Consider the following 22,670-nt stretch of genomic DNA (forward strand, 5'->3'; position numbering starts at 1 on the left):
GCGCCGGGGCGGACCCGCTCGCACGTAAGCGGGTCATGGTGGCGGTCGGGACGCCACCCGGGTCCGGGCCGGCATGTCGGAAGGGCGATCCCGGTGCCGGCGGCGTAGGGGGCCCGACCGCGCTAGCGTGGGACGGGTGACTGCGCCCAACCAGGCTCTCCCGGTCCCGCCCGCCGACCTGCCGGGCACCCTCGGCGCGTTGCGCGCCGCCGGACACCGGTACCAGACCGTCAAGCAGGAACTCCGCCACAACCTGCTCGCCCGGATGCGCTCCGGCGAGGACCGTTTCCCCGGCATCGTCGGCTACGACGACAGCGTGCTGCCCGAGGTCGAGCGGGCGTTGCTCGCCGGCCACGACATGGTGCTGCTCGGCGAGCGCGGCCAGGGCAAGACCCGGCTGATCCGGGCGCTGGTGACGCTGCTCGACGAGTGGACCCCGGTGCTCCCCGGCTCGGTGCTCAACGAGCATCCCCTGCACCCGCTCACCCCGGCGTCCCGTGCGCTGGTCGCCGAGGCCGGCGACGACCTGCCGATCGGCTGGCTGCACCGTTCGATGCGGTACGGCGAGAAGCTGGCCACCCCGGACACCAGCGTGGGTGACCTGATCGGTGACGTCGACCCGATCCGGATCGCCCAGGGTCGTACCCTCGGTGACCCGGAGACCATCCACTTCGGATTGGTGCCGCGCACCAACCGGGGCATCTTCGCCGTCAACGAGCTGCCCGACCTGGCCGAGCGGATCCAGGTGGCGCTGCTCAACGTGCTGGAGGAGCGGGACATCCAGGTCCGCGGCTACCAGCTGAGGCTGCCGCTGGACCTGTTCCTGGTGGCCAGCGCCAACCCGGAGGACTACACCAACCGGGGCCGGATCATCACCCCGCTCAAGGACCGGTTCGGCGCGGAGGTCCGTACCCACTACCCGGTCGACCTGGAGCTGGAGCTGGCGCTGATCCGGCAGGAGGCCGACCTGGTCGCCGAGGTGCCGGAGCACGTGCTGGAGGTGCTGGCCCGGTTCGCCCGCGCGGTGCGCGAGTCGCCGTCGGTGGACCCGCGCTCCGGGGTCTCCGCCCGGTTCGCCATCGCCGCCGCCGAGACGGTCGCCGCCGCCGCGTTGCGCCGCGCCGGCCTGCTCGCCGGCCCCGCCGGTTCCCCGGCTGCCGGCTCCGCGTCGGCTGCCGACGACGCCACGGTACGTCCCGAGTCGCCGGTCGCCCGGGTCGGCGACGCGGTGTCGGTGACCTCGACGCTGCGCGGCAAGGTCGAGTTCGAGAGCGGTGAGGAGGGGCGGGAGATCGAGGTGCTGGCCCACCTGCTGCGGGCCGCCACCGCCGAGACGTTCCGGGCCCGGCTGGCCGGGCTGGACCTCTCCGGCTTCACCGCGCTGGTCGCCGAGGGGGCGATGATCGAGACCGGCGAGCTGGTCTCCTCGGCGGAGCTGCTGCGTCAGGTCGGCACGGTGCCGGGGCTGGCCAAGGCGCTGGACCGGCTGGGGTTGGGCGACGCGCCCACCCCGGAGCAGGCCGCCGCCGGGGTCGAGTTCGTGCTGGAGGGGCTGCACCTGACCCGCCGGCTCGGCAAGGACGTCACCGACTCCGGTCGTACCGTCTACGGCGGTCGGAGCTGAGCATGGCCGGCAACCGGTTCCGGTACGGCCAGTGGCAGGGCGGCCCCGACCCGCTCGCCCCGCCGTACGACGTGCGCGCCGCGGTGGACGCGGTCGGCGCGGAGGTGCTGGCCGGCGGCAGCCTCCGGGACGCGCTGCGTGACCTGCTGCGCCGTGGCCCGAACAACCGGGGCGGCCTGGACGAGCTGGCGGCGCGCGCCCGGCGGTTGCGTCGTGAGGCGTTGCGCCGGGGCGACCTGGACGGCGCGGTGACCCGCTCCCGGGCGCTGCTCGACCAGGCGCTCGCGGCGGAGCGGGACGCGCTGCGTGAGCGGACCGACGACGACGCCCGGTTCGCCGAGACGGTGCTGGACAACCTGCCCCGGTCGACCGCCCGCGCGGTGCAGGAGTTGGCCGGGTACCGGTGGACCAGCGACGAGGCCCGGCAGACCTACCAGCGGATTCTGGACGGGCTGCGCGGGGAGGTGCTGGAGCAGCGGTTCAGCGGGCTGCGCGACGCGGCGCGGGCCGCCGGTGACCCGGCAGTGCAGGCGCAGCTCGCCGAGATGATGCGTGACCTCAACGACCTGCTGGCCCGGCACGCCCGCGCGGAGGACACCACCGACGCGTTCGCCGAGTTCATGCGCCGGCACGGCGAGTTCTTCCCGGAACAGCCGGGCACCGTCGACGAGCTGGTCGACGTGCTGGCCCGCCGGTCGGCCGCCGGTGAGCGGCTGATGCGGTCGCTGTCGGACCGGCAGCGCGAGGAGCTGGCCGGGCTGATGCGGCAGTCCCTCGGTGACCGGCTCGCCGGTGAGCTGTCCGCGCTCGACGCCCACCTGCGCGCCCTGCGCCCCGACCTCAACTGGCAGCGCGGCGAGCGGGTCCGTGGCGACCAGCCGCTCGGCTACGGCGAGGCGACGGGGGCGCTGGACGAGATCGCCGAGCTGGACGAGCTGCTGGACTCCCTGGACCAGCAGCAGCCGGGGGCCACCCTGGACGACGTGGACGTCGACGCGGTCGCCCGGACGCTGGGCCGCGACGCCGCCGACGACGTCCGCCGGTTGCGGGAGCTGGAGCGGGAGCTGCGCCGGCAGGGCTGGGTGAGCCGGGACGCCGACGGGTTGACGCTCAGCCCGAAGGCGCTGCGCCGACTCGCCGGCACCGCGCTGCGCCGGGTCTTCGCCGACCTCACCGCCGGCCCGCGCGGCCAGCACGACCTGCGTACGGCCGGGGCGGCCGGCGAGGTCAGCGGGGCCTCCCGGCAGTGGGAGTACGGCGACGAGCAGCCGTTGGACGTGGTGCGCACGCTCACCCGGGCGGTGCGTCGGGCCGGTCCCACCGTGCCGCTGCAACTCGCCGTCGAGGACTTCGAGGTGGTGGAGACGGAGCGGCGGGCATCGGCGGCGGTGGCGCTCTGCGTGGACCTGTCGTACTCGATGGTGTCGCAGGGGCGGTGGGGGCCGATGAAGCAGACGGCGCTGGCCCTGTCGCACCTGATGGTGAGCCGGTTCCCGCAGGACGCTCTGCAGATCGTCGGTTTCGGCCGGGAGGCGATGCCGTTGACCCAGCAGGAGCTGGCGGCGGTGGAGCCGGACATGCAGCAGGGCACCAACCTCCAGCACGCGTTGCGGCTGGCCGGACGGCACCTGCGCCGCCATCCGGGGGCCGAGCCGGTGGTGTTGGTGGTGACCGACGGCGAGCCGACCGCGCATCTCGACCCGGACGACGGTGAAGCATATTTCCACTGGCCGCCGCTGCCCGAGACGATAGAGGCGACCATCCGCGAGGTGGACCGGTTGACCCGTGCCGGGGCGACGCTCAATCTGTTCATGCTCGGTGACGACCCGGGTCTGCACCGGTTCATGGCGGCGGTGGCCCGCCGTTCCCGGGGTCGTCTGTTCACCCCCGACCTGGGCGACCTCGGCGAGTACGTAGTGTCCGACTACCTCCGCGCCCGCCACGGGCGGCGCTGACCGGCGCGGTCAGCGGGTGCGGCGGAAGGTGCGGCGGTAGGCCGACGGGGAGACGCCGATCCGCGCGTGCAGGTGTTGACGCAGGGCGGCGGTGCTGCCGAAGCCGCAGCGGTGGGCCACCTGGTCGACCGTCAGGTCGGTGGTCTCCAGCAGCAGGCGGGCGTGGTCGGTGCGCTGCTGGAGCAGCCATTGTGCCGGGCTGAGACCGGTTTCGGAGCGGAAGTGCCGGGTGAAGGTGCGTACGCTCATCCGGGCGTGCGCGGCCAGGTCCCGCAGGGCCACCGGCTCGTGCAGGCGTCGTCGGGCCCAGTCCCGGGTGGCGGCGGTGTCGCTGACCGGGGCGCGGGGCACCGGTCGTTCGATGTACTGGGCCTGGCCGCCGTCGCGCCACGGCGGCACCACGCAGCGGCGGGCCGCCCGGTTGGCCACATCGCTGCCGTGGTCGATGCGGATGACGTGCAGGCACAGGTCGATGCCGGCGGCCACTCCGGCCGAGGTGAGGACCCGTCCGGTGTCGATGAAGAGCACGTCCGGGTCGAGGTCGATACCCGGGTGCAGCCGGCGGAAGCGGTCCGCGTACGCCCAGTGGGTGGTGGCCGGGTGGCCGTCGAGCAGCCCGGCGGCGGCCAGCACGAACGCGCCCGTGCAGATCGACATGACCCGGGCGCCGCGCCGGTGCGCGCCCCGCAGCGCCTCGGCCACCGCCGGGTCGATGGTGCCGTCGGTCATCGGCGGGCCACTGCGCATGCCGGGCACCACCACCGTGTCGGCGGTGACCAGCAGGTCGAGGCCGTGATCGGGCAACACTTGGAACCCGGCGGTGCTGCGTACCGCACGGCCACCGGGGGTACAGGTGGCGACGTCGTAGAGCGGCCGCCGGTCGTCGGTGCGGGCGGCACCGAAGAGCTGTGCCGGGGTGCCCAGGTCGAGGCCCACCACATCGTTGAGGGCGAGCACGGCGATCCGGTGCACGGTGGAGGTCATGGCCCGATTATTGCGTACGATGGATATCCGGCCACTCGTGTTTTGCGCGTTCCGCGCATCCAAGGCCAGGACCGTGATCCGAGTCCGCACCCCCTGCGGGGGTGGGCCGGGAGCGGGGCCCCGGTCCGGTCCGCGACCACGCATCGGGGGCGGTGTGGCCGGGCGACGCCGGTCACCCGGTGGTGGAGCCACCAGGGTCGACCGGTCGACCAGGGGTGGCGCTCGGCGGCACCGTCAGCCGAGGGCCCACTGCTGGCCGGCGGCGCCGGTGCAGGTGACCTGCACCAACTCGGCACCGGCTCCGGTACCGCCGTCGCGTACCTGCGCGCACTTGCCCGACTGCACGCCGACCAGCAGCACCGGGCCGGTACCCAGCGGGGTCAGCCGCCACTGTTGGTTGGCCTGCCCGTGGCAGCCGAACTGCTGGAGCCTCGCGCCGTCGTCGCCGCTGCCGCCCTCGACGTCCAGGCAGCGGTCGTACGCGGCGTTGGTGAGCGTGACCACGTCCGGCGCGACCGGGTTGGCCACCCACTGCTGCTCCGGCCCGCCGGTGCAGGCGGCCAGTTCGGCCGCGGTCTTCTCGCCGGCGCCGTCGGTGCCGAGGCAGAGTCCGGAGGTCACGGCGCGGAATGCCGTCGGCCCGGTGACGGCGGTGGGGGTGGTGGCTGCCGGGGTCGGTGACGGCGGTGCGGTGGTCGGGGCCGGCTCGCTGCTCGCCGGCGCGTCCGCCGTGGTGGGGGCGGGGGCGGCCGCCGCAGGTACCACCGGCTGCGTCCGCCCTTCGCCGCCGAGCACACCGGTGGCGAAGAAGATCCCCAGCAGTACGCCGGCCAACCCGGCGGCCAGCGCGAACCGCATCAGCGGATCACGGGGCAGCCCGGGGCGGGCGGCCCGCCTGGCGCCGTACACGGTGCCGGGCGGGTCGCGGTGCGGATCGGGGACGGCCATGCTGGCATGGTGACCCACCGGGCGGGCCGACGGCTAGTCGGCCCGCGACGGGGTGACTCAGTCGACGACCCGGACGTCCTTCCAGAACGCCACCCGGTCGCGGATCTGCTCCGCCTCCGGCTTCGGGTCGGGGTAGTACCAGACCGCGTCGGGACTGGTCCGGTCGCCGTCGGTGAGGGAGTAGTAGGAGGCGGTGCCCTTCCACGGGCAGACCGTCCGGGTCGTCGACTCGGTGATCAGGTCGTCGCGCAGGGTGTTGCGGGGGAAGTAGTGGTTGCCCTCCACCAGGACGGTGTCGTCGCTCTCGGCCACGACCTGGTCGTTCCACACGGCTTTCGGCATGCCACCACGCTACGCCCCGCCCGGGTTACCGCTCCCGGACCCCTCGCGGCCACCGGTTTCGACCGGCGCCACGCCGGGGTCGGGGCCCCGGCGCGGACCTGCGGCAGGGGTGTCTCCGGGCGGCGGCTGATCCGAAACGGCCAGTGGTGGGGGTCCCCCAGAACGACGCTTCGGGCGTAAAGTGATCTCATGCGCGCGCAGCGTGATCATGAACTGGCGGTGGACGCGTTGCGGCGGTCGTACGCCGCCGTGCCTCCCGGACAACCCATACGACTGGCCAAACGCACCTCCAACCTGTTCCGACCCCGGTCGGCCACCGGTGTGCCCGGCCTCGACGTCAGCGGCCTGGACGGCGTCCTGTCGGTCGACCCGGTCGCCCGTACCGCCGAGGTGCAGGGCATGTGCACCTACGAGGATCTGGTCGACGCGACCCTCCCGCACGAGCTGATGCCCCTGGTCGTGCCCCAGTTGCGCACGATCACCCTGGGCGGCGCGGTCACCGGGCTGGGCATCGAGTCGACGTCGTTCCGCAACGGGCTCCCGCACGAGTCGGTCATCGAGTTGGACGTCCTCACCGGGGCGGGGGAGGTCGTCACCGCCCGGCCGGACGGACCGCACGCCGACCTGTTCGCCGCGTTGCCCAACTCGCTGGGCAGCCTGGGGTACGCCATCCGGCTGCGCATCGAACTCCAACCGGTACGCCGGGCGGTGGCCCTGCGCAACCTCCGGTTCACCCGGCTGGAGGAGTTGACCGACACGATCGCCGAGGTGACCGCCAAGGGCGAGTGGGAGGGGCGGCCGGTCGACGCGATGGACGGCGTCATGTTCAGCCCCGGCGAGTCCTATCTGGTGCTCGGCTCCTTCACCGACGACCCGGAGCCGCTCAGCGACTACACCCACCAGGACATCTACTACCGCTCGCTGCGTCGTCGGGTGCGGGACACCCTGAGTAGCCACGACTACCTGTGGCGCTGGGACACCGACTGGTTCTGGTGCTCGGCCGCGTTCGGGGCGCAGCATCCGGTGGTGCGTCGGCTCTGGCCGGCCCGCTGGCGGCGCAGCGACGTCTACCACCGGCTGGTCCGGCTGGAACACCGGCACCACGTGGCCGCCCGGGTGGACCGGTGGCGGGGCCGGCCGGCCCGGGAACGGGTGGTGCAGGATGTCGAGATCTCGCTGGACGGCGCGGCCGACTTCCTGCGGTGGTTCGACCGGAACGTGGGGATGACCCCGGTGTGGCTCTGCCCGTTGCGGCTACGTGAGCCCGCCGGGCCCGGCTCGGCCCGGGCCTGGCCGCTCTACCCGCTGCGCCCCGACCGGACGTACCTCAACATCGGCTTCTGGGGCACCGTGCCGATCGTGGACGGTGCCGTCGACGGCGACGTGAACCGCTCCATCGAGCGGGCGGTGTCGGAGTTCGGTGGCCACAAGTCGCTCTACTCCGACGCGTACTACGACCGGGCGGCCTTCGACCAGCTCTACGGCGGGGAGACCTGGCGTGCGGTGAAGGACCGCTATGACCCGGACCATCGGCTCACCGGACTCTACGAGAAGGCGGTTGCCCGAAAATGAGCCTGACCGACCGAGAACAGGGGGCGGCGAGCGCCCCGGCCAGCCCGCCGGCGGGAAGTCGGCCCGGCCCGACTGTCGCCGACATCGTCCGCGCGGTCACCACGCGGGACCTGCCGGTCCGCATCACCGGCTACGACGGCAGCGCGATCGGCCCGGCCGACGCCGGGATCACCCTCGACATCCGCTCCGAGCGGGGGCTGTCCTACCTGCTCACCGCCCCGGGCGACCTGGGCATGGTGCGGGCCTACGTCAGCGGTGATCTCGGGCTGGGCGGGGTGCACCCCGGCGACCCGTACGAGGCCCTGCGGGTGCTCACCGACCTGCGGTTGCGGGTCCCCCCGGTGGCCGAGGGGCTGGCCCTGGTGCGCGGGCTCGGCTGGGAGCGGCTGCGGCCCCCACCGACCCCGCCGCAGGAGGCGCTGCCCCGCTGGCGGCGGGTGCTGGGTGGGCTGCGGCACTCCCGGGGCCGCGACAGTACGGCCATCTCGCACCACTACGACGTGTCGAACGCCTTCTACGAGAAGGTGCTCGGCGATTCCATGACGTACACCTGCGCGGTGTACCGCAGCCCGACCGACACCCTGGAGCAGGCCCAGGCGGCCAAGTACGACCTGGTCGCCGGCAAGCTGGGCCTTCAGCAGGGGATGCGCCTGCTGGACGTGGGCTGCGGCTGGGGCGGCATGGTCCGGCACGCGGCCCGCGAGTACGGCGTGCGGGCGATCGGGGTGACCCTGTCCCGGGCGCAGGCGCAGTGGGCGCAGGCGGCCATCGCGCGGGAGGGGCTCACCGGCCTGGCCGAGGTGCGTCACCTCGACTACCGCGACGCGCCCCGGGAACAGTTCGACGCGATCTCCTCGATCGGGCTGACCGAACACATCGGGGTGCGCAACTATCCGGCCTACTTCCGGGCGTTGCGGGACCGGCTGCGTCCCGGCGGCCGGTTGCTCAACCACTGCATCACCCGGGCCGACAACCGGGCGCCGCACCGCTCCGGCGCGTTCATCGACCGGTACGTCTTCCCCGACGGCGAGCTGGCCGGGCCGGGTCGCCTGATCAGCGAGGTGCACGACGCCGGCTTCGAGGTGCACCACGAGGAGAACCTGCGGCAGCACTACGCGCTGACCCTGGCCGCCTGGTGCCGCAATCTCGTGGCGAACTGGGATTCCTGCGTCGACGAGGTGGGTCTGGGCACGGCCCGGGTCTGGGGTCTCTACATGGCCGGGTCGCGGCTGGCCTTCGAGCGCAACGGCATCCAGCTGCACCAGGTGCTGGCGACCCGCAACGCCCCGCAGGGCGTGAACGGCTACCCGTTGCGCCCGAACTGGACGCCCTGACCAGCCTGCGCGGCACGCCCTGACCGTACGCGCCGATCGCCCTGACGAAAGCCGCGCCACCTCGGCGCGGCTTTCGTCGACCCGATTGACAAGGAGAATTTTTACGTACAGGATTGTTTTTGAGATGAGAGACGTCCTGTACCTGGAGCAGATCGAGCAGGCCGAGACCCTGCTCAAGCCGCAGCGCGTGGACGTGCTGCGGCAGTTGGCCGAGCCCCGCACCTGCACCGAGGTGGCGGCCCGACTGGAGCAGACCCCGCAGCGGGTCTACTACCACGTCAAGCAGCTCGCCGCGGCCGGCCTGGTCGAGCAGGTGGCCAGCCGGAAGGTGCGCGGCATCAGCGAGGGCATCTGGCAGGCCGTCGCCCGGTCGTACTGGCTCTCGCCCCGGCTGGTCGGCCGGATCGGCGGGGCCCGCCGGGCCTCCGACGAGCTGAGCCTGGGCCACCTGCTCGACCTGATGGAGGAGGTCCAGGCCGACGTCGCCGCGCTCGACCGGAACGCGCCGGAACTGCCCTCGATCGGGGTCTCCGGCGAGATCCGGGTGCCGGCCGAGCATCGGCAGGAGTTCCTGCACGACCTGCAGTCGACGTTGCAGGACCTGTTCACCCGCTACGGCGGCGTCGAGGGGGACGCCTTCAAGCTCGCCGTGGCCTGTTACCCCAAGGGGGAAGACCGTGACTGAACCACTCACGCTGGGCGTCCGGCTCGCGGCTCCGGTGGAGGCCGTGTGGCGGGCGCTCACCGACCCGGCCGAGCTGCGCGTCTGGCTGACCGAGCACGCCGAGGTCGACCTGCCCAGCCGGTACGAGTTCTGGGGCCGGCACACGCCCGAGGGCGACGCACCCCACCAACGGCTGCGGCACGCCGACCCGTACACGCTGCGTTTCGACTGGCTGCTCGACGGGGTCGAGACGACCAGCGAGCTGTGCCTGACGGCGCAGGGGCCGGACGCCACGCTGCTGACCCTCAGCCAGAGCCACTTCGACTTCGCCGAGGCGATGGACGGCAGCAGCATCCGTGGCGTCCTGCAGACCTGGTGGTCGCTGTCGATCGCCAACCTCGCCGCGCACCTGGAGGGTCGTCCGCTGCTGCCGAGGACCGACTTCACCTCCGCCGACCTGCGCGGTGAGCTGACCATCGCCGCGCCGATCGACCGGGTCTGGACCTCGCTGACCGACTCCGGGCAGGCCAGCGCCTGGTTCGGCTATCCGATCGGCATCGAGCCCTGGGTCGGCGGCCGGTACGCCATGGGTGGCTTCGACAGCGGGTACACGGCGAAGGTGATCGACCTGGAGCCCGGCCGGAAGATGTCGGTGGACTGGGGGCCGGTCGGCGTCACCACCTGGGAGCTGGCCGAGTCCGGCGGAAAGACGAGGCTCACCTTCGTGCAGAGCGGCTTCGACGAGGGCAACCCGCCGTACGCGGCGTGGAGCGGGTCGGTGGCCGGCCTGTCCGAGCTGCGCCGCTTCCACGAGATGGCCGACTGGCAGCCGATCTGGGTGGCCGAGGAGATCCACACCGGCGCTCCCGGCGCCTGAACCACCACCGCACCTGCGCCCGGGCCGGTCTTCGAGGTCCGGGCGCAGGTCGCGGACCGGGCGCGCTGGTCGTGGACCGCTTCGCCGGCCAGGGTTCGTCCGTCACCGCTACGACGTCCGTCGCCCCGGTCTCCGCCGCCACCATCGACTCCCTCGCCACGGTGGTCGCCGTCGTGTCGCCGAGCATCGTCACCGTCGAGGTGACCGGGGCCCGGGAGTCCAGCCTTGGACCCGGCGTCATTCTCGACACCGACGGACTCGTCCTCACCCACCAGCACGTGGTGGACTCCGGCGGCCAGGTCGCCGCGACCCTCTCCGACGGCCGTACCGCCCCGGCTACCGTGGTCGCGCAGGACGCCACGGCGGACATCGCGCTGCTGCGGGCGACCGGGTTGACCGGCCTCACCCCGGCGACGCTGGGCAGCGACTCGACCCTGACCGTCGGGGACACCGTCCTGGCGTTCGGCAGTCCGCTCGGGCTGGCCGGGACGGTCACCTCCGGAATCGTGTCGGCCCTCCACCGGTCGGTGGACGACCTGTCCGGGCTGGTGCAGACCGATGTGGCGATCAACCACGGCAACTCCGGCGGCGCGCTGGTCGACACCGCCGGGCGGGTGGTGGGCATCAACGTCGCCGTCGCCACCACCGGAGAGGACGAGGGCAGCGTCGGCCTCGGCTTCGCGATCCCGGTGGACACCGTCCGCCTGGTCGTCCCCCGACTGACCGCGAGCTGACCTACCTGGCCCCGCTTCCGGGTCAGCGGGGCGGGGCCGGACCGGCGGGGCAGGGCAGCACCAGCGGAGCGAGGCCGGGGCCAGCCGAGGCGGGGCCAGGTCAGCAGGGCGGGGCCAGGTCAGCAGGGCGGGGCCAGGTCAGCAGGGCGGGGCCAGGTCGTCCGCCCGGCGCAGCAGGGCCCGGCGTTCGGCGGCCGAGCCGACCAGGTCGGTGGCGGCCCGGAACAGGAGGGCCGCCCGGACCGGGTCGCCACTGCGGGCGGTCAGCTCCGCCTCCACCGCCAGCGCCGGTGGGTAGCCGTCCAACGCCCCGCCGGCGCGGGCCCCGGCGAGCAGGGCCAGCCCGGCCGCCGGTCCGTAGGCGTAGCCGTGGGCCACCGCGCGGTTCAACCCGATCACCGGGGTGGGCCGCAGACGGGACAGTTCGTCGTACCAGCGGGCGATGGTCGGCCAGTCGGTACGGTCGGCGTCCGGCGCGGTGGCATGGCAGGCGGCAATCCGTGCCTGGAGCAGATACGGGCCGGGCCGGTCGGCCTGGGCCGGACCCGAGGGGCGGTCGGCGTGGGCCGTGGCTGGCGGGCTCACGGCCTGGGCCGTGGTCGAGGGGCGGTCGGCGCGGGCCGGTGCCGACCGGCGCTCGGCGCGGGCCAGGGCCGTCCGGGCCTCGGCGATAGCGGCGTGGTCCCACCGGGAACGGTCCTGCTCGGCGAGAGTGAGCAGGTCACCGGCCGCGTCGCGGCGGGCAGCCCGGCGGGAGTGCTGGAAGAGCAGCAGCGCGCACAGGGCGGCGACCTCCGGCTCGGCCGGCATCAGCTCGTCGAGCAGCCGGGCCAACCGGACCGCCTCGTCGGCGAAGGCGGGCTCGCCGTCCGCGTCGTACCCCCGGGTGAAGAGCAGGTAGAGCACGGCCAGGACGCCCGGCAGCCGCTCGGCCAGCGCGGGCCCGGTCGGCACCCGGTAGGGCACGCCGGCGGCCGCGATCCTGGCCTTGGCCCGGGTGATCCGCCGGGTCATGGTGGCCTCGCCGACCAGGAAGGCGCGCGCGATGTGGGCGGTCGGCACACCGGCCACGGTACGCAGCGTCAGCGCCACCCGGGCCTCCAGCGACAGCGCCGGATGGCAGCAGGTGAACACGAGCCGCAGCCGGTCGTCCACCACGTCCTCCTCCGGGTCGTCCGGGATGGGTCGCGGGTCGGTGAGCAACGCCAGCTCGCGTAGCTTGCGGCGTTCCACGGTGGCCCGCCGCAGCACGTCCGTCGCCCGGTTCCGGGCGACCGTCATCAGCCAGCCGCCCGGATTGCCCGGCACGCCGTCGCGGGGCCAGCGCTGCACGGCGGCCGCCAGCGCCTCCTGGGCGCAGTCCTCGGCGAGCGTCCAGTCCCCGGTCACCCGGATCAGCGCGGCCACGATCCGCGGGTACGCCTCGGCACCCGCCACCGCGACCGCGCCGACCGGGTCCCCGCCGACCGGGTCGGCCGGCCCGCCCCCGTGGTGCGGGCCGGCGGATCCGACCGGGTCGCCGGCCATGGCCCTCAGAGGTCGACCAGGGGACGCAGTTCGAGCCGCCCCTCGTAGGCCATCGGGTGACGGCGGGCCACCTCCACCGCCTCGTCGAGATCGGTGCACTCCAGCAGGTCGAAGCCCACGATCACCTCCCTGGTCTCGGCGAACGGCCCGTCGGTGAGCAGCAGTTCACCGTCGCGTACCCGGACGGTGGTGGCCGCCGACGCGTCCGCCAGCCGGCTGCCCAGCACACGCTGCCCGCTGCCGTCGCGCTCGGCGACCCACGCCTCGATGTCGGGGGCGGCCTCCGGGTCGGTGTCCGGCGCGGTGTCGGTGCAGACCAGCATCAGGTATTTCATCGGGACGCTCCTCGGTGTCGTTGTCGTCACCAGGGTGACGTTCGGGAGGCACGGTTCCGGACAACAGCGGGCAGGATTTTCTCGCCGGTGGTTCCCGGGGCGTCGGGCGGGGTACTGCCGGGCGATGTTCTTCATCTTCGGACTCCGTACCAAGGTCACCCGGTCGGGGGTGATGACCGCCGTCTGCCGGCACTGCGGCAACCAGGCGGCGCAGGTGATCAGCCGCCGGTCGACGAAGTTCACCCTGTTCTTCGTCCCGCTGATCCCTATCCGGACGAGGTACGTGCAGCAGTGCTCGTTCTGCGGCGTCGAGTACGCCGTCGACGCCGACGAGGCCCGCCGCCTCCCGGTCGGCTGACCGTGGCCCGTTTCCTCTGCTGGTTGATCGGCCGCCCACCGGGCTCGCCGGCCGCGCCGGTGCACACCGCCTCCCGCCCACCCTGCACCCCCGGTCGTCGCCCGTCGCGCCGCCGCCACCGGCCAGCCGCCGGTGCCCGTTCGCCCCGTTCGCCCTGGAACCGGTCCGCCGGCCGCTGACCCGCCCGCGCCACCCCGCACCGTCGATCCGCACGCTCCGTGCTGCCGCGACCGTGCTGCCGCGACCGTGCTGCCGCAACCGGGCCAGCCGCGCCGGAAACGGACGTCGGCTGCCGGCCGGGGTCGGTCGGGGCGGCTATCGTGGCCTGTCGTGACGAGCACCGCACAGCGCCTGGCCGCGATCCGGGGCGCCGCGCCCCCGAAACGGCACAACGCCCGGACGATCGCCGCGCTCACCGGAAACCCCGGCTGTTCCCGGCGGGCCGTGCTGGACGGGGCCGGGGTGGACAAGTCGGCGCTCGCCGAGCGGGTCGGCTTCCCGGCCCGGTTCGGCCAGTCCCGGTTCGCCATCACCCGGGGCAACGCGTTCGAGGCGCAGGTCAAGGCGGACGGTGGTGCGGAACTGCTGCGACTGGTCGCGCAGCGGTTGGGCGTACCGGTGCCGGAGCGGGCCACTTGGACGGACCTGGGCGGCGCGGACGACCTGCCGGACCGGCGGGAACGGTCCCGGGCCGCGTTGACCGCCAGCGGGTCGGAGGCGGCGCTGTTCGACCATCCGCTGCTGGGCCTGCACGTGGCGGGTCAGCGGGTGCACCTGGAACCGGACCTGGTCGCCGCCCGGCTCGGTGGCCGGTTCCACGTCGTGGAGATCAAGTCGTTCCCCGTGATCGACGGCCAGGCCGACCCGGCGAAGGTGGCCGCCGCCGCCGTCCAGTCGGCCGTCTATGTGCTGGCGCTGCGGGACCTGTTCGCCGCCGAGGGGCGGGACCCGGAGTCGGTGTCGCACGACGTGGTGCTGGTCTGCCCGCGTGACTTCGCCAACCAGCCGGTGGCCAGCCTGATCGACGTGCGCAAGCAACTGCTGGTGCTGCGCCGCCAGCTGGACCGGATGGCCCGGCTGGACGATCTGCTCACCGCCGTGCCGACCAGCTTCACCGCCGACCCGGCCGCCGAGCCGGCGACGCTGGTCGCCGCGCTGCGTACCGTGCCGGCCCGATACGCGCCGGACTGCCTGGCCGGCTGCGAACTGGCGTACTTCTGCCGGGACGAGGCGCGCGGGCAGACCGGCGCGTTGGGTCGGCCGGTGCGGGAGGCGCTCGGCGGGATCGCCGAGGTGACCGAGGTGCTGGCCCTGGCGACCGGCGAGCGGGCCGCCGATCCGGAGCGGGAGGAGGCCGCCGCGCTGCTGCGGGCCGCCGCCCGGCTGCGCGCCGACGCCCTCGCCGGCCACCCCGCATGAGTACGCTGCGCGCGCTGGCACGGGCCCAGGCCGTCGCCGCCGGGGTGGCCCAGCCGGTCGCCACGGTCCGGCACCTGCACCTGGCCACCCGTCCACTGGTGCTGGTGCCGCTGGCGATGGCCGGTGAGGCGCACGCCCCGCTCGCCGCGTTGGTCGGCACCGCCCCCGACGACGCGCGGTTGCTGATCGTGCCGCAGCCCCGCAACCGGGACCAGCGGTTCCGCTTCGTCACCGAACTGGCCGGGATCGTGCTGCCGTGGCTGGACGGCTTCCGGGGTGTCTCGGAGGCGGTGGCCGTGGACCGGGGGCGCGACGTCCGCTACCGCTATGTGGATGCCCCGCAGCTCTGGGTGCCGAACCCGGCCGGGATCACCTTCCTGCGGCTGCTGGGCCGGTCCACCCGGTTCCGCCGTCCGGACGGCGACTATCCGGTGCATCCGGCGGTGCCGCTGCTCGGCCGCTGGCTGACCTTCTTCGCCGAACGGGCCGAGCAGCCCGGCTCGTCGGCGCTGCTGGCGATGACCGACGCGCTCACCCTGCACTGGGCGACCGGGCAGAGCGCGGTGGAGGACCTGCACCTGCCGGCACTGCTCGGCTGGATCGATCCGCCGGCCGGCTGGACCGGTGTCGCGGCCGCCGCCCGGGCGGAGGACCCGGGGGTGTGCCCGCCGGCCGGGCCGGCCACCGACCCGGAGTTCGACAACGCGGCGCTCGCCCCGGCGATGGCCGCGTGGGCGGCGGCCGACGACGACCCGGCCGCCCGCGACGAGGCGTACGCGGAGCTGGTGCGGTTGCTGCGCGGGCAGCTCGCGCCCACCTGGGAGCTGATGTGGCGCGGCCTGGGTCTGCTCGGCGCGCTGCCGCCCGGGGCCCGGGTGGCCGGGCGGTGGGCCGGCGACCGGGACGCCTTCACCGGGTACGCCGAGCATCTCGACGCCGACGGCGGACCGCAGCCCCGGCGCGACGGCGCGGTCGCGGCGGCGGTACGACTGCACCGGCTGGAACGCGCGGCGACCACGTACGCGGTCCAGCGCGCCTATGACGACCCGCTGGTGATGGCCGAGCACCGGCTGACCGGGGAGGCGTTCGTGGGCGACGTGACCCTGGCCGACCCGGCGCGGGTGGACGACAGCGGCAAACGGCCGGTGCTGCGGCCGAGGATCCAGGTGGTGACCACCGAGCCGGTCCGGGTGCCGGTCGGGGCGACCCTGTGGTCGACGGCACGGCCGGGGCAGAAGGCGAAGGTGGTCTTCGTGACCCCGGCGGCGGACGACCGGACCGAGGTGGTGCTGGAGCTGTCCGGCGGGATGGGCCGGGGGCTGACCGCGCCGCCGGGCAGCGTGCCACAGGTGGGGGAGCGGCTCTGCCTGACCACCCTGTCGGAGGCGTTCCTGCCCGCCGGCACGTTCCCGACGGCGGAGGAGACACCGTGGACGCACGGCGGGCCGCCGGTCACCGTCGTGCCGAACGTGGCGGCCACCGGGCTGTCCTCAGTGGTCGGATAACCGACCCGGCGAGTGTGGCGGCGACCCGCCCGGCTGGCTAGGCTGCGAGGGTTCGCCGTCCGTGGCTGGTCCGCACGGTCGAGGTGCGCGTTGGACAGAGAGCCGGAGCGATCACCGTGCTACCCCAGGACGCCGTCTCCGGCGCGCCGATCCGACCGTTGACCCTTCCCCGGGTGGGTGCGATCGTCGCCTCGGTGGTCGTGGTGCTGGAGCTGGGCTGGCTGCTCGCCGCGCTGCCCGGGGCGGCCCTGGCCAGCGACGTGACCGCCACGGCGCTGGCGAGCTGGGCCAGTTACGCCTGCACCCGGACGATGCGCCGGCACCCCGCCCCGCTGCGCCGGTTCTGGGCGCTGCTCGCGCTCACCATGGGGTTGGCCGCCGCCGGCCGGCTGCTGTGGACGGTGGACCGGCTGCGCGCCGACGAGCTGCCGCACACCCCGCTGATCGGCGCGGTCTTCACCGCCGGCATCGTCACCGGCACGGCCGCGTTGCTGGCCGCGCTGACCGCCCCACGCAGTATGGTCGGCCGCGCCCGCACCGTGCTGGACGGGGTGATCGTCGGGCTGGCCCTGATCCCGATCGGCTGGGTGGTGGTGTTCCGCGACATCGCCGCCGCCGACCTCGACGATCCCCTGCGGACCATCGGCCTGCTCTACCCGATGATCGACCTGATGCAGTTGACCATCCTGGTCGCGGTGGCCGGCTCGGCCCGCCCGGTGTGGCCGCCGTTGACCCTGATCGGGGCGAGCCTGGTCACCCGGGCCGGCGCGGACGCCGTCTACGTCTCGCTGGTCGCGCACGGCAGTTACGCCCCGGGGCACCCGATCGACGTCTGCTGGCCGCTGAGCTACCTGCTGATCGGCATCGCCACCACCCGACCACCGCCGCCGACCTGCGACGGCGCCGAGGAGGTCGGCGAGTCCCCGCTCCCGTCGTGGTGGCGGGTGGCGCTGCCCTACCTGCCGGTCGGCGGGGCGATCATCGCGGTGGTGCTGGCCCGCCGACCCACCGGGCAGACCCCACCTCTGGTCTTCGTCGGCATGATGGCGCTGCTCGGGGTGCTCGCCCTGCGGCAGGGGCTGGCGGCCAACGAGAACCTGCGACTGGTGGCCCGGCTGCGCAGGCTCGCCTACGCCGACCAGCTCACCGGCCTGCCCAACCGGCTGATGTTCAACCGGCGGCTGCGCCAGGCGTTGCGCGAGGGCCCCCCGGTGGCCGTCCTGCTCCTCGACCTGGACGGCTTCAAGCAGGTGAACGACCGGTTCGGGCACGCCACCGGTGACACCCTGCTGTCCAGCATCGCGGTCCGGATGCGGACCGCCGTCGGTGGCGACGGCACGATCGCCCGGCTGGGCGGCGACGAGTTCGCCGTGCTGATCGACGGTGGCCGCCCGGTCGCCCCGGAACGGCTCGCCGAACGGCTGCTCGCCGCCCTGCAACCGTCGGCAGGCGAGGAGGACGTCGGGGTCCACCCGTCGGCCAGCATCGGCATCGCCGAGTTCGGCCCGCAGCACGCCTCCCACACCGACCTGCTGCGCGACGCCGACATCGCGATGTACGCGGCGAAGGCCGCCGGGAAGTCCGCGTACCGCACCTGCACGCCCGCGCTGCGGGAGTCGGCGGTGAGCCGGGCCGAGTTGATCGCCGACCTGCGGCGGGCCGTCGACGAGCGGCAACTGCACCTGGAGTACCAGCCGATCGTCGACCTGGCCACCGGCGCGGTCCGCAGCGCGGAGGCCCTGGTCCGCTGGCGGCACCCCCGGCTCGGCCTGCTCGCCCCGGCGGCGTTCCTGCCGTTGGCGGAGGAGACCGGGTTGATCGTGCCGATCGACCGGTGGGTGATCCACGAGGCGTGCCGGGCGGCGGCGACCTGGCGGGCCCTGGTGCCCGAGGCGACCGTGGCGGTCAACATCGCCGCCGCGCACCTGCGCCGCCCCGACCTGATCGCCACCGTCACGGCGGCCACCGCCACCGCCGGCCTGGCACCCCGTGCGCTCACCCTGGAGCTGACCGAGTCGGCGTTGATCGACGGCAGCGATGCGGTGTTGGAACGGCTCGCCCAGCTCCGGGAGTTGGGCATCCGGATCGCCATCGACGACTTCGGCACCGGTTACTCGTCGTTGAGCTACCTGCACCGGATCCCGGCCACCGATCTCAAGATCGACCGATCGTTCGTGGCCCGGCTGGACACCGACGCGCGGGCGTACGCCACGGTGGAGATGGTCACCCGGTTGGCCGGGGCGTTCGACCTGGCGGTGGTGGCCGAGGGGGTGGAGACCGAGGGGCAGCACGCGGCGGTCACCGCGATCGGCTGCGTCCACGGTCAGGGCTACCGGTACGGCCGTCCCGGCCGGCTGGCCGCCCTGCACACCCCGCGCTGACCTGCCCGCCCTTCCCCCCCCGCCCTCCTCCGGCCCGGCCCTTTCCGGCCCGATCCGATCCGGCCCTACCCGGCGCGGTCCGGTTCGACCTGGTGCGGTGCGGTGGGGCGTACCGGGGGAGCCGGGGGATTGGCGCAGAATCGGGCTTGACCCTCACGTCGCGGCAGGCCGGAGGCTTGGTGCCGGAAGGGGGGAAACCATGGCGTACACGGTGGGTCAGGTGGCGAAGGCGGCCCGGGTGACGGTCCGGACGCTGCACCACTACGACGAGATCAAGCTGCTCTCGCCGAGCGGCCGGACGGCGGCCGGCTACCGCCGCTACGACGACGCGGACCTGGAGCGGTTGCAGCACATCCGCTTCTACCGGGAGCTGGGGTTTCCGCTGGAGGAGATCGCGGCGATCCTCGACGACCCGACCGCCGACCCGGCGGCGCACCTGCGCCGGCAGCACGACCTGCTGACCGGGCGGATCGGGAAACTCCAGGAGATGGTCGCGGCGATCGAGATCGCGATGGAGGCGAGACGGATGGAACTCAATCTGACCCCGGAAGAGCGGTTCGAGGTCTTCGGTGACGTCGACCCGAACGAGCACGCTGAGGAGGCGCGGGAGCGCTGGGGTGACACCGAGGCGTACCGGGTGTCGACCCGACGGGCGGCCGGCTACTCGAAGGAGGACTGGCTGCGCCACAAGGCGGAGCAGGACGACTGGAACCGGCGCATCGTCGCGGCGTTGACCAGCGGCAGGCCGGCCGACTCGGCGGAGGCGAAGGCGCTGGCCGAGGAGCACCGGCAGCTCATCGTCCGCTGGTTCTACGACTGCTCGTACGAGGTGCACACCGGGCTGGCCGACATGTACCTGGCCGACCCGCGGTTCACCGCCTACTACGAGACGATCGCGCCGGGGCTGGCCGAGTACCTGGCGGAGGCGATCCACGCCAACGCGATCAGCCGGGCCTGAGCGGGACGACGGGGGCGTCACCTCCGGTAGGTCAGGATGGGGGAACGTTCCGCCCGCCTACCGGAGGTCGCCCGTGTTCATCGTCGCCGGAAGTCTCTACGTCGAACCCGCGGAGCGGGACGCCTACCTGGAGTCCTGCCTGGAGGTCGTCCGGCAGGCCCGTGCGACGCCCGGCTGCGTGGACTTCGCGATCGGTCCCGACCTGGTCGAGCCGGGTCGGATCAACGTTTACGAACGGTGGGAGTCCGACGACCAGTTGCTGGCGTTCCGGGGGTCCGGCCCGACCCAGGAGCAGGAGACCGCGATCCTCGGGGCGGAGGTGCACCGCTACCGCATCTCCGCCGTCGAGGCTCCCTGACCCGGACGCCGACGGGCGCGGGGACCGTGACGCCTCACGGCTGGCCCGCACCGGGCCGAACACGCTGATCGAACGGCATCGGCGTGTGCCCGGGTCCGAGCTGTGTCGTCCCCCGGGGCGTGCGCCCGGGCTGGCTGTCGCTGTCGGGAGAGGGCCGGGCAGGGGTGGCCGGTCGGCGGCGGGCGGTCGGGCTAGGCTGGCGCGACCGCTCTGTCACCAGCGTCGATCGGCTCGGCCGGCGGGCGCATCGCCCGGGGAGACCGTCGTGAAGCACCCGAAGCTGGCCGCCGCCACCGCCGCCCTCGTCGTGCTGGTGACGGCCGCCGGCTGCACCTCGGACGGCGGTGCCGGGTCGACAGCGACCGCCGGGCCGTCCGCCAGCGGGCCGGCACCGACCGCGCCGACCGCCGTGCTGGCCGCCGCCGCGCAGCGGGTCGACCAGCAGTCCTACCGGCTGAGCCTCGGTGACGGCGCGGGCGGGGACGGCACCACCCTGGTCTGGGACCCCCGGGCCCGGCGCGGGCTGGAGACGACGACGCTGGCCGTGGCGAACGGCAAGGTGGTCGTCGAACGGCTCGCCACCGGCACCGACGTCTATGTGAAGGTGACCGCCCCGGACCGGCGGGTGCCGGTCTGGGACGGGCGCACCTGGTGGCACCTGGGCACCGCCGAGGCGGCCGCCGCGAAGCGGACCGGGCTGGACAACACCCGGCTGGCGAGCACGCTCGGCGCGGCCACCGAGGTACGCGCCACCGGCGACCGGGCCTACGCCGGCACCCTGGACCTGCGACGCAGCACCGAGGTGCTCGGCGACGGGCTGGGCGGGGTGCTCGGGGAACGGGCCGCCGCGGTGCCGTTCACCGCGACCGTGGACGCGCAGGGGCGGCTGGTCCGCTACCGGATCGAGCTGTCCGGTGAGCCGGGCAAGACCTCGGCGCTCGACCTGACGTACGCGGAATTCGGCCTGCCGGTGTCGGCGGAGAAGCCGGCGGCGGGCCTGATCGGCGAGGACCCGCCCCGCAACATCCCCGGCGCCTGACCCCACCACGCCCCCGCGCCCGCACTACCCGTCTGCCCGCCCGGCGCCGGCTCGCCACATCGCCGCAACAGCGGTATCCGCGCGCTCCGATACCGCTGTTACGGCGACATTGAGGTGATCAACGCCCGACCGGTGCGGCCGGCGAGGTCCGGTCCGGCGGCCCGGGAGCCTTACAGGACCAGGTCGAGCAGCAGTACGCCGGCGAAGCCGACCACCGAGATGATCGTCTCCAGCACCGACCAGCTCTTGATGGTCTGTCCCACGGTCAGCCCGAAGTACTCCTTGACCAGCCAGAAGCCGGCGTCGTTGACGTGCGAGAAGAACAGCGACCCGCAGCCGACGGCCAGCGCCAGCAGCGCCACCTCCGGCCGGTCCAGGGTGGCCGCCAGCGGGGCGACGATGCCGGCGGCGGTGATCGTGGCGACCGTCGCGGAGCCGGTGGCGACCCGGATGCCGACGGCGACCAGCCAGCCCAGCAGCAACGGGGAGAGGTTGGCGTCCTTGGCCGCGTCGGCGACCAGGTTGCCCACCCCGGCGTCCACCAGCACCTGCTTGAAGCCACCACCGGCGGCGACGATCAGCAGGATGCCGGCGATCGGTGGCAGCGAGCCGCCGAGCACCGAGGAGACCTGACTGCGGTTGAAGCCAGCCTGGTAGCCGAGGGTGAACATGGCGACGATCACGCCGGCCAGCAGCGCCACGATCGGGGTGCCGACGAGGTCGAGGGCCTGCCGGGCGAAGGTCCCCTCGGCCAGGGCCAGTTCGCCGACCGCGCGCAGCAGCATCAGCACCACCGGCAGCAGCACGGTGAGCACCGCCGGCCAGAACCTCGGGGCACGCCGGGCGGTCTCGGTGCCGCTGTCGTCGACCGGCGCGCCCGGCCGACCGGTGCCCGGGTTCACCAGGTCGTCGTCGGTGAGCAGGTCGCCGTCGACGTCGTCGCCGGCCCGTCCGCGCCCGGCGTCCGAACCGTCGGGTGTGCGGTCGCGGCGGGCGTCGGGGCTGCCGGGTCCCCGCCGGCCGCCGCCGCTGGTGGCCGGCTGCCGGGTGGGCAGCAGTGCGGCAGGCGCGGTGGCCGGTACGTACCGGGCGATGAAGTTGCCGAACACCGGGCCGGCGATGATCACGGTGGGGATGGCGATGATCAGGCCAAGGCCGAGGGTGAGCCCCAGGTCGGCGTTGAGCGAGGAGATCGCCACCAGGGGGCCGGGGTGCGGCGGGACGAGGCCGTGCAGTACCGACAGGCCGGCCAGCGCCGGGATGCCGATCTTCATCAGCGGCACGTCGGTGCGCAGCGAGACCAGCAGCACGATCGGCACCAGCAGCACCACGCCGACCTCGAAGAAGAGCGGCAGGCCGATCAGCGCGGCGACCCCGGCCATCGCCCAGGGCAGGGCGGTGCCGGAGACCCGCCCGACGACCCGGTTGACGATGCCGTCGGCCCCACCGGATTCGGCGAGCAGGCCACCGATCATCGCGCCGAGGGCGATCAGCAGCCCCACCCCGCCGACGGTGGAGCCGACCCCGGCGCTGAACGACGTGATCATCTTGTCGGGGGCCATGGTGGCGACCACGCCCAGCACCGCCGCGCCGAGGATCAGTGACAGGAAGGGGTGCACCTTGCCCCAGGCGATGAGCAGCACCACCGCGGCGATGCCCAGCAGGGCGGCCACGACGAGCTGGGCGTCACCGGCGCTGGTGGCCGGTTCCGCCGGTGCGGCGAGGAGAGTGAGCACGGTATTCACGACCTTCGGAC

General features: G+C 74.1%; 20 protein-coding genes. 14 read left to right on the plus strand and 6 right to left on the minus strand.

The window, feature by feature from the left end; genetic code table 11:
• Positions 1-127: 127 nt before the first annotated feature.
• Both ACQP1S_RS05440 and ACQP1S_RS05445 read left to right on the plus strand, forming a co-directional pair.
• A complete protein-coding gene (locus ACQP1S_RS05440) occupies positions 128-1,624 on the plus strand; it encodes a magnesium chelatase (RefSeq protein ID WP_432903662.1) in 1,497 nt (498 codons plus the stop codon).
• A gap of 2 nt (positions 1,625-1,626) precedes the next feature.
• Positions 1,627-3,579, plus strand: coding sequence for a VWA domain-containing protein (locus ACQP1S_RS05445; RefSeq protein ID WP_091251417.1), 1,953 nt, complete (start codon positions 1,627-1,629; stop codon positions 3,577-3,579).
• A 9-nt stretch (positions 3,580-3,588) separates the two neighbouring features.
• On the opposite strand, the gene ACQP1S_RS05450 is transcribed toward ACQP1S_RS05445, so the two are convergent.
• From ACQP1S_RS05450 to ACQP1S_RS05460, 3 genes are all read right to left on the minus strand, one after another.
• Positions 3,589-4,563, minus strand: coding sequence for a GlxA family transcriptional regulator (locus ACQP1S_RS05450; protein ID WP_432903665.1), 975 nt, complete (start codon positions 4,561-4,563; stop codon positions 3,589-3,591).
• A gap of 234 nt (positions 4,564-4,797) precedes the next feature.
• Positions 4,798-5,511: an RICIN domain-containing protein gene (locus ACQP1S_RS05455; protein WP_432903668.1), complete on the minus strand. Its 714-nt coding sequence runs from the start codon at positions 5,509-5,511 to the stop codon at positions 4,798-4,800.
• A gap of 57 nt (positions 5,512-5,568) precedes the next feature.
• Positions 5,569-5,853 (minus strand): DUF427 domain-containing protein, encoded by a 285-nt coding sequence (locus ACQP1S_RS05460; protein WP_091251423.1) that lies wholly within the window; start codon positions 5,851-5,853, stop codon positions 5,569-5,571.
• A gap of 189 nt (positions 5,854-6,042) precedes the next feature.
• Here ACQP1S_RS05460 and ACQP1S_RS05465 point away from each other — a divergent pair, with 189 nt between their 5' ends.
• The 5 genes from ACQP1S_RS05465 to ACQP1S_RS05485 all read left to right on the plus strand — a co-directional run bounded on the left by ACQP1S_RS05465 (position 6,043) and on the right by ACQP1S_RS05485 (position 11,034).
• A complete protein-coding gene (locus ACQP1S_RS05465) occupies positions 6,043-7,425 on the plus strand; it encodes an FAD-binding oxidoreductase (protein WP_432903672.1) in 1,383 nt (460 codons plus the stop codon).
• A complete protein-coding gene (locus ACQP1S_RS05470) occupies positions 7,422-8,759 on the plus strand; it encodes a class I SAM-dependent methyltransferase (RefSeq protein ID WP_091251428.1) in 1,338 nt (445 codons plus the stop codon). Before ACQP1S_RS05465 ends, ACQP1S_RS05470 begins: the two co-directional genes overlap by 4 nt.
• Positions 8,760-8,883: 124 nt before the next feature.
• The gene (locus ACQP1S_RS05475) at positions 8,884-9,444 is read left to right on the plus strand and encodes a helix-turn-helix domain-containing protein (protein ID WP_432903676.1); all 561 of its coding nucleotides are present in this window, start codon (positions 8,884-8,886) and stop codon (positions 9,442-9,444) included.
• Complete coding sequence (locus tag ACQP1S_RS05480; RefSeq protein ID WP_432903679.1) at positions 9,437-10,300, plus strand: SRPBCC family protein; 864 nt, start codon at positions 9,437-9,439, stop codon at positions 10,298-10,300. Before ACQP1S_RS05475 ends, ACQP1S_RS05480 begins: the two co-directional genes overlap by 8 nt.
• Positions 10,301-10,371: 71 nt before the next feature.
• Positions 10,372-11,034 carry a S1C family serine protease gene (locus tag ACQP1S_RS05485; protein WP_432903681.1) on the plus strand — a complete coding sequence of 221 codons (663 nt, stop codon included), beginning with the start codon at positions 10,372-10,374 and terminating at the stop codon, positions 11,032-11,034.
• Positions 11,035-11,172: 138 nt separating this feature from the next.
• On the opposite strand, the gene ACQP1S_RS05490 is transcribed toward ACQP1S_RS05485, so the two are convergent.
• The gene (locus ACQP1S_RS05490; protein ID WP_432903684.1) at positions 11,173-12,561 is read right to left on the minus strand and encodes an RNA polymerase sigma factor; all 1,389 of its coding nucleotides are present in this window, start codon (positions 12,559-12,561) and stop codon (positions 11,173-11,175) included.
• Positions 12,562-12,566: 5 nt separating this feature from the next.
• A complete protein-coding gene (locus tag ACQP1S_RS05495; RefSeq protein WP_432903687.1) occupies positions 12,567-12,896 on the minus strand; it encodes a YciI family protein in 330 nt (109 codons plus the stop codon).
• Positions 12,897-13,020: 124 nt separating this feature from the next.
• On the opposite strand from ACQP1S_RS05495, the gene ACQP1S_RS05500 reads away from it, so the two are divergent.
• From ACQP1S_RS05500 to ACQP1S_RS05530, 7 genes are all read left to right on the plus strand, one after another.
• Entirely contained in the window at positions 13,021-13,254 is a 234-nt protein-coding gene (locus ACQP1S_RS05500) for a zinc-ribbon domain-containing protein (RefSeq protein WP_432903690.1), read from the plus strand.
• 330 nt (positions 13,255-13,584) lie between these two features.
• Positions 13,585-14,673, plus strand: coding sequence for a hypothetical protein (locus tag ACQP1S_RS05505; RefSeq protein ID WP_432903693.1), 1,089 nt, complete (start codon positions 13,585-13,587; stop codon positions 14,671-14,673).
• Positions 14,670-16,178: a hypothetical protein gene (locus tag ACQP1S_RS05510; RefSeq protein WP_432903696.1), complete on the plus strand. Its 1,509-nt coding sequence runs from the start codon at positions 14,670-14,672 to the stop codon at positions 16,176-16,178. The genes ACQP1S_RS05505 and ACQP1S_RS05510 overlap by 4 nt, the downstream gene beginning before the upstream one ends.
• A gap of 83 nt (positions 16,179-16,261) precedes the next feature.
• Positions 16,262-18,559: a putative bifunctional diguanylate cyclase/phosphodiesterase gene (locus ACQP1S_RS05515; protein WP_432903699.1), complete on the plus strand. Its 2,298-nt coding sequence runs from the start codon at positions 16,262-16,264 to the stop codon at positions 18,557-18,559.
• 199 nt (positions 18,560-18,758) lie between these two features.
• Complete coding sequence (locus ACQP1S_RS05520; RefSeq protein WP_432903702.1) at positions 18,759-19,517, plus strand: MerR family transcriptional regulator; 759 nt, start codon at positions 18,759-18,761, stop codon at positions 19,515-19,517.
• A 73-nt stretch (positions 19,518-19,590) separates the two neighbouring features.
• Positions 19,591-19,875, plus strand: a complete 285-nt coding sequence (locus tag ACQP1S_RS05525; RefSeq protein ID WP_091251448.1) for a putative quinol monooxygenase — start codon at positions 19,591-19,593, stop codon at positions 19,873-19,875.
• A 265-nt stretch (positions 19,876-20,140) separates the two neighbouring features.
• On the plus strand, positions 20,141-20,914 hold the full coding sequence (locus ACQP1S_RS05530; protein ID WP_432903705.1) for a hypothetical protein: 774 nt from the start codon (positions 20,141-20,143) through the stop codon (positions 20,912-20,914).
• 170 nt (positions 20,915-21,084) lie between these two features.
• Here the strand turns inward: ACQP1S_RS05530 and ACQP1S_RS05535 are convergent, their stop codons facing one another.
• Positions 21,085-22,650, minus strand: coding sequence for an SLC13 family permease (locus ACQP1S_RS05535; protein ID WP_432903708.1), 1,566 nt, complete (start codon positions 22,648-22,650; stop codon positions 21,085-21,087).
• Positions 22,651-22,670: the final 20 nt, after the last annotated feature.

This window comes from Micromonospora matsumotoense (assembly GCF_050951065.1).
In the GTDB taxonomy this organism is placed as follows: Bacteria; Actinomycetota; Actinomycetes; order Mycobacteriales; family Micromonosporaceae; genus Micromonospora; species Micromonospora matsumotoensis.

Coding starts and splice junctions, on each gene's coding strand:
- ACQP1S_RS05445 (WP_091251417.1), top strand. CDS start 1,627: ATGGCCGGCAACCGGTTCCGGTACGGCCAGTGGCAGGGCGGCCCCGAC.
- ACQP1S_RS05450 (WP_432903665.1), bottom strand. CDS start 4,563: ATGACCTCCACCGTGCACCGGATCGCCGTGCTCGCCCTCAACGATGTG.
- ACQP1S_RS05455 (WP_432903668.1), bottom strand. CDS start 5,511: ATGGCCGTCCCCGATCCGCACCGCGACCCGCCCGGCACCGTGTACGGC.
- ACQP1S_RS05460 (WP_091251423.1), bottom strand. CDS start 5,853: ATGCCGAAAGCCGTGTGGAACGACCAGGTCGTGGCCGAGAGCGACGAC.
- ACQP1S_RS05465 (WP_432903672.1), top strand. CDS start 6,043: ATGCGCGCGCAGCGTGATCATGAACTGGCGGTGGACGCGTTGCGGCGG.
- ACQP1S_RS05470 (WP_091251428.1), top strand. CDS start 7,422: ATGAGCCTGACCGACCGAGAACAGGGGGCGGCGAGCGCCCCGGCCAGC.
- ACQP1S_RS05475 (WP_432903676.1), top strand. CDS start 8,884: ATGAGAGACGTCCTGTACCTGGAGCAGATCGAGCAGGCCGAGACCCTG.
- ACQP1S_RS05490 (WP_432903684.1), bottom strand. CDS start 12,561: ATGGCCGGCGACCCGGTCGGATCCGCCGGCCCGCACCACGGGGGCGGG.
- ACQP1S_RS05495 (WP_432903687.1), bottom strand. CDS start 12,896: ATGAAATACCTGATGCTGGTCTGCACCGACACCGCGCCGGACACCGAC.
- ACQP1S_RS05500 (WP_432903690.1), top strand. CDS start 13,021: ATGTTCTTCATCTTCGGACTCCGTACCAAGGTCACCCGGTCGGGGGTG.
- ACQP1S_RS05510 (WP_432903696.1), top strand. CDS start 14,670: ATGAGTACGCTGCGCGCGCTGGCACGGGCCCAGGCCGTCGCCGCCGGG.
- ACQP1S_RS05520 (WP_432903702.1), top strand. CDS start 18,759: ATGGCGTACACGGTGGGTCAGGTGGCGAAGGCGGCCCGGGTGACGGTC.